This is a genomic window from Bacteroides sp. 3_1_23 (genome assembly GCF_000162555.1).
In the GTDB taxonomy this organism is placed as follows: domain Bacteria; phylum Bacteroidota; class Bacteroidia; order Bacteroidales; family Bacteroidaceae; genus Bacteroides; species Bacteroides ovatus.
This window is the reverse complement of record NZ_GG774952.1, coordinates 78057-84056: the sequence shown is the minus strand read 5'-3', so window position 1 is coordinate 84056 and position 6000 is coordinate 78057. Positions and strand designations below refer to the sequence as shown.

Sequence of the window (6000 nt, the reverse complement as noted above, 5' to 3'; positions counted from 1 at the left end):
GTGATAAATCAGAAAAAGACGATTGAGTTTTTAAGATTCCCCGTTATCTTTTTATTATAAGATATGGGTCAAAGGTGAGGGATGGTGAGGGTAGATTTATAACCCTTTATTTTATTATTTTCTATACTATCTCCTTTTTTATCTATAAAAAAAATACGAAAGTTATAAATCTACCCTCACCATCCCTCACCCTTGACCCATTCATTAGCGCAACGTTTAACTCGTTTCTGCACAAACAGTACGTACTGTTTTCTACACCTCATTCAGTTAAAAGCAACTATACTTATACTTTCCTTTTTTTAAAAGCTATGAAGTACCCGGAAATTTATTACCTTTGTGTAATTGATTTATAAAACCGGAGTATATGAGCACTAAAATTTATCCCATTGGTATACAGAATTTCGAAAAGATTCGTAATGACGGTTATTTCTATATTGATAAAACGGCATTGATGTATCAAATGGTAAAAACCGGTAGTTATTATTTCTTAAGCCGCCCGCGCCGCTTCGGAAAGAGTCTGCTCATCTCTACTCTTGAAGCCTATTTTCAAGGAAAAAAAGAACTGTTTGCAGGACTGGCTGTAGAAAGGTTGGAAAAGGATTGGATTAAATATCCGATACTACATCTGGACCTTAATATCGAGAAATATGACACTCTGGAGAGCCTGGATAATATACTCGAAAAATCGCTGACTGCTTGGGAAAAGCTCTATGGAGCCGAGCCATCCGAACGGTCATTTTCCCTGCGTTTCGCCGGCATCATTGAACGCGCCTGCAAGCAGGCAGGACAGCGCGTAGTCATTCTGGTAGATGAATATGATAAACCTATGCTGCAAGCCATCGGTAACGAAGAGCTACAAAAGAAATTCCGGGATACTTTAAAACCTTTTTATGGGGCACTTAAAACAATGGATGGGTGCATAAAGTTCGCGTTCTTGACCGGTGTCACCAAGTTCGGCAAAGTCAGCGTGTTCAGCGACTTGAATAATCTGGATGACATATCAATGCGGAAGGATTATGTTGAAATCTGCGGTGTCAGCGACCAGGAAATTCACGAAAATCTGGAAACAGAACTTCATGAATTCGCAGATGCACGCGGAATAACATATGATAGGCTCTGTACAGAATTAAAAGACTGTTATGACGGTTATCACTTTACGCATAATTCTATCGGCATATATAATCCGTTTAGTCTGCTCAACGCTTTCAAATATAAAGAATTCGGCAGTTATTGGTTTGAGACGGGGACACCTACCTATCTGGTTAAGTTACTAAAAAAGCATCATTATGATCTGGAACGGATGGCACACGAAGAAACTGATGCACAAGTACTGAATAGCATCGACTCCGAATCAACCAACCCGATTCCAGTGATTTACCAAAGCGGATACCTCACCATTAAAGGATATGACGAACGTTTTGGCATATACCGTTTAGGTTTCCCCAACCGTGAAGTAGAAGAAGGATTCATTCGCTTTCTGCTTCCTTTTTACGCGAATGTGAATAAGGTGGAATCCCCATTTGAAGTTCAAAAATTCGTCCGTGAAGTAGAAACGGGAGATTATGATTCTTTCTTCCACCGCCTGCAGAGTTTCTTTGCCGATACGACTTACGAAGTAATCCGGGAGCAGGAACTACATTATGAGAACGTACTTTTCATCGTTTTCAAGCTGGTTGGCTTCTATACCAAGGTGGAATACCACACTAATGACGGGCGTATAGATCTCGTGCTACAGACAGAGAAGTTCATTTATATAATGGAATTCAAGCTAAACGGAACAGCAGAAGAGGCTTTGCAGCAAATTAATGACAAACGCTATGCGCTACCTTTCGAAGCGGATGGACGGAAACTATTCAAGATAGGAATTAACTTCAGTGAGAAAACCCGCAATATCGAAAAATGGGTGGTAGAATCCTGAAGTATACCCCGCCTTGAAAAGAGACTGTTATTATTAACGTGGTGATCTTATTCCAATCCCGGCCACGCTTTTGTTGAATACGTAGACTCAAGCGCATTTTCTAAATTGTCATTCAGACTCGGAAAGAAATCGATTCCTGTCTTTTCTTCCAGTTCGTCTATTGATAACGCATAGTCAACAAGTTTTATTGTTTTTGACGGTTTGCTGTCCGTATGTTCCATCCAGAAAGCAATTGCTTTGAAAGAATCTCCCTTTTTAAACAACAAAGCCATATAATAATATTTAGGAACAGGCTTGCTACGGTCGCCACCTATATATTCTTTGACTTGTTCTTCCTTATCAATCGTTCCGCCTTTTACTACATACAAGGTATCTGAAGCTGTACAGCTACGCCCCCATGACTGTACTTGCCCTTCCAATGCCAACCAAACACCTGTATTAAAATTGTTCCGTTGCGGACTCATATTCGTGTAATAAAAGGTTTGGTCGTTAGCTTCTTGTCGATAAAGTCTGTCGGCAGAAGCACAAAGATGCCCTCTATCATAACCTTTTTTCCCAAAATCTACTTGAGTACGCTGATATTCCGTATCAAGAGAAGGGTCCGGAATAAAATTATCGCCACGAGTTGCCCCTTGCAGTCTAGTTTGATTATCGAATCGAAAAGCAACCCAACGGGAATGCTTCTTACTCTTATCGTATTCCATACTGAAAGAGGTTACTTTCTGCCCATTGAAAGTGGTGTAGTGTGTTACAAACACATCGTTTGCACCATTGCGAAGTGCAGGTAGTTCTACGATGCCAGTGGCAAAATTATTGGAGTCGTTATTATCATCTTTATCACAAGCACAGAAACTTATACATAACAGACTCAACCCCCAATATAAAAATCTATAATTCATATATTGTATTATTATAATCAAACAAAATGGACGAAATTATATCTATCAAATAAATTCATTTAAATAAGCCATACAAGCTTCACGAACAAATATGAGAAACTCATAAAATTAGCATCTCTCTCATTCTTCTTTCCAGGATAAGAATAGAACAAGAGAGATGTTAAACTTAGATTAAAAGATTGCAATTAACTTATTGTCATAAAATGTATGTCATTCCTTCACTTCAACAACTTCAAAGTCATCAAAATAAATAAATCCAGAATTATCGCCTTCTTTATAAGTTCTCACTTCAAAACGTAATTTATTTGCTGTAGCTGGTGCTAGCAATGTTTTAGAATACTGTTGCCACTCTACATTATCAACAGAATAAGTACTAGGACGTAAATCATTAACATGATCATTCAAAGTAGTAGTTCCATCTACCCAGAATATCCACGGACGAGTTCTTGCATTTGGAGTATTATCCAAATACCAATATGATATTCGATAAGTTTTTCCTCCTTCAATTGTTATTTCCTGTTGAAGTTTATTGGTAGCTGTTGCATCCTGTTTCACGGAAAAATTACCTCCGTGCACTATTGATGCTTCTTTGGTGATACCTGTATTGTAAGTTGCATTATCCCATGCCGTAGGTAAAGCCGCAGTCCAATTTTCAAATCCTGGATTAATCACCAAATTACCTTGTTCTGGCTCCGGGTCTACTCCTCCACCTCCTACAATACCTCCATCTTCAGTTTTCAAACTTGCATCATCTATCAACAAATCTTTTCCCGGACTTTTAGGATTCATAACAACCAAACATATCTTCTTTTCTTCTGTCAAAGAAAATGTGTAACTTTTTGTAACCCAATCCGCATTAGTGATCTCATTTACATATTCATCATATACATAACTTTCAGGTTTACCAGCTTCATCAATTGGAACATACCCCAAACGAGCACTAGTCTTATCAGCTGTAGCAGCCTTAAAATAAGCAGAAAACACATAAGTACCAGCCTTCAATGTCATTTCTATGCTACCTAGTCGCTTATTGCTTGATGGGTCTCCCTTTACTAAAACAGACGATGTACCACTCCGCTTATCAGTAGACTGTTCTAGAGTTGCACTGCTTGCTGTAGATACAGACTTCCAACCCGTCGGATATCCATCAGCCCAGTTTTCAAAACCTCCATTAGTTAACAATTCAGTACCTTCTCCCGGTCCAGGAACTTCTCCGCCTCCTTCACCATACAAAATATCATCAATTCCATAAGTCTGTACCTCTTCACCTCGCATTGCCATATACTGGAAACCAACAAAACCATTCTGCCCCGCATAAGTACTTAAATCTACCTTTAAATCACTTGTCCATTGATATGTACCAGAAGTAGGGATACCAGTAACAGATATTTCATGGCGTTCCATTTTACCATCTTTCATCTGCAAGAAGAATACCTTCAGAGACATTGTTTCAGAATACTTATTTACAGTAGCTTTAAAAGTAAATTGCTTATCGGCATTAACTGTAAAATAAGGAGTCACAAACCAATATTCTGCTGTCTCACCACTATTTACCCCATAAGTTGAAGCTGCCAAATATTTTTGAGGATCATAAATAGCACCTTGCCAAATTCTATTTCCTTTAACAGCCTTATTAATCCAACCAGCTTTTGAATAATCTGCCTGATGTTGAACATCGTCAAAATTATTAGATAAATCTACTAATGGAGCTACTGAAGTATCTAATCCCAGAGGATTATCAGGATCTAAATCTTCTCCACCTTGTTCTTCGCCAATCTCTTTATTATTAAATACTGCAGCTGTTGTATTTATCAATGCTGCTTTTCCAAAACCAGCACTTAACTCACCTTGAATCAACAAGATTCCTCCTTTATTTTCAGGATGGTCTTTCAAGTTTAAAGCAGTAGACAGTTCACTTCCATTCTTTATTTTAACCGGCAAGCATTTACTTTCATTGGTTTCATCTGGACTTTCAGCAATCAGCACATTAGATGTTATAGTAAAAGGAGCTGTAAAGCTGGCCTTATTGCCTGCAAATTCCCCTTTATCATCATATACATTTTCTATAGCACCCACAATATATCCTTGCACCCAAGCTATGGAACCGTCTTGTTTCTGTTGTGCAGCTTCTATATTATATGGATTCTCTTTCGTACCATCACCCGCCAGTCCCGGAACATCACCTTCTCCCAATATATCATAAGGAGCCGGTACATCACTACATGAACTAAATGTGAACACTGTAAGCAGCGTCAAGAATAAAGCATTTAGAATCTTTTTCATAATTATATGTGTTAATTGAATTAATTATTTCGTTTGATATCGTTTAAAGTACGAACAACAACCTCCCATTGGTTATTGTAACGCAATAAAATACCTGTAATATTTACACTGCCCTGTGGCATCACTTCCATTGAAAAATTAGCATAAGCGCTGGTATAAAGGAATAAGTTACTTCCACTCTCCGTACCATCGGCATAAGTAAAATAACGTTTTACCGATCCCTCATCACCCGGAGCGTAAGTCGCAATTCCATCTGCTTCGGTAAGTTTCACATTTTTGAAGGTAACCAATACCGGAGCTTCTTTCAAGTTTATAGCAGCAAGTTCGGCAGGAGTAGTAATTTCAATTGGTGTCAATTCCGAATAGTATAACTTAGGTTCGTTTATCAAACGTACATGTTGTTTCCATACATATTCCGGCATACGTCCTACTGCATTATTATAAACAGTTCCGATCTGCGCCTGTTTACGATAGCTACCTATCTGCAAACCCTTACAGTCAATCACTACTTTCTGACCTACCGGGCAGAATGCATACAATCCGGTTGCATTAACACCAATAACGATCGCTCCTGTTTCATCTGCCACCACGAGCTTCTTATACAAGTTTCCACTTTCATCATCGCAGGTAATTACCCCTTCAATACGCGTTTCACCTTCGATAGTCGTATAAGTATCTTTGCTTGTATCGATGAAATCATTGTATTTCTCTTTCAACGCCGCTATTGAAATCGTACGTCCTTCCGGGATCGAGTTATTGCCATAAGCATTTCCCGTCACCGGATTATCATAGTTCTCACAGGAAGTGAGGCCTGCGCCACATAGCAGTAATCCGGTACATAATATAGATAGTAATTTCTTCATAATTGTTTCTTCCTTTCTTTTTGTTTTGGATTGATAA

Annotated in this window: 4 protein-coding genes; 1 reads left to right on the top strand and 3 read right to left on the bottom strand. The window is 38.5% G+C overall.

The window, feature by feature from the left end:
• Window positions 1-364: 364 nt before the first annotated feature.
• The gene (locus HMPREF9010_RS10960; protein ID WP_004322320.1) at window positions 365-1918 is read left to right on the top strand and encodes an ATP-binding protein; all 1554 of its coding nucleotides are present in this window, start codon (window positions 365-367) and stop codon (window positions 1916-1918) included.
• Window positions 1919-1965: 47 nt separating this feature from the next.
• Here HMPREF9010_RS10960 and HMPREF9010_RS10965 read toward each other — a convergent pair whose 3' ends face one another.
• The 3 genes from HMPREF9010_RS10965 to HMPREF9010_RS10970 all read right to left on the bottom strand — a co-directional run bounded on the left by HMPREF9010_RS10965 (window position 1966) and on the right by HMPREF9010_RS10970 (window position 5963).
• Window positions 1966-2817 carry a DNA/RNA non-specific endonuclease gene (locus HMPREF9010_RS10965; RefSeq protein WP_008649405.1) on the bottom strand — a complete coding sequence of 284 codons (852 nt, stop codon included), beginning with the start codon at window positions 2815-2817 and terminating at the stop codon, window positions 1966-1968.
• Between the two features lie 210 nt (window positions 2818-3027).
• Window positions 3028-5100, bottom strand: coding sequence for a DUF6359 domain-containing protein (locus HMPREF9010_RS26365; protein WP_032852731.1), 2073 nt, complete (start codon window positions 5098-5100; stop codon window positions 3028-3030).
• Between the two features lie 20 nt (window positions 5101-5120).
• Window positions 5121-5963 (bottom strand): DUF5689 domain-containing protein, encoded by an 843-nt coding sequence (locus HMPREF9010_RS10970; protein ID WP_008776004.1) that lies wholly within the window; start codon window positions 5961-5963, stop codon window positions 5121-5123.
• Between the last annotated feature and the right edge of the window lie 37 nt (window positions 5964-6000).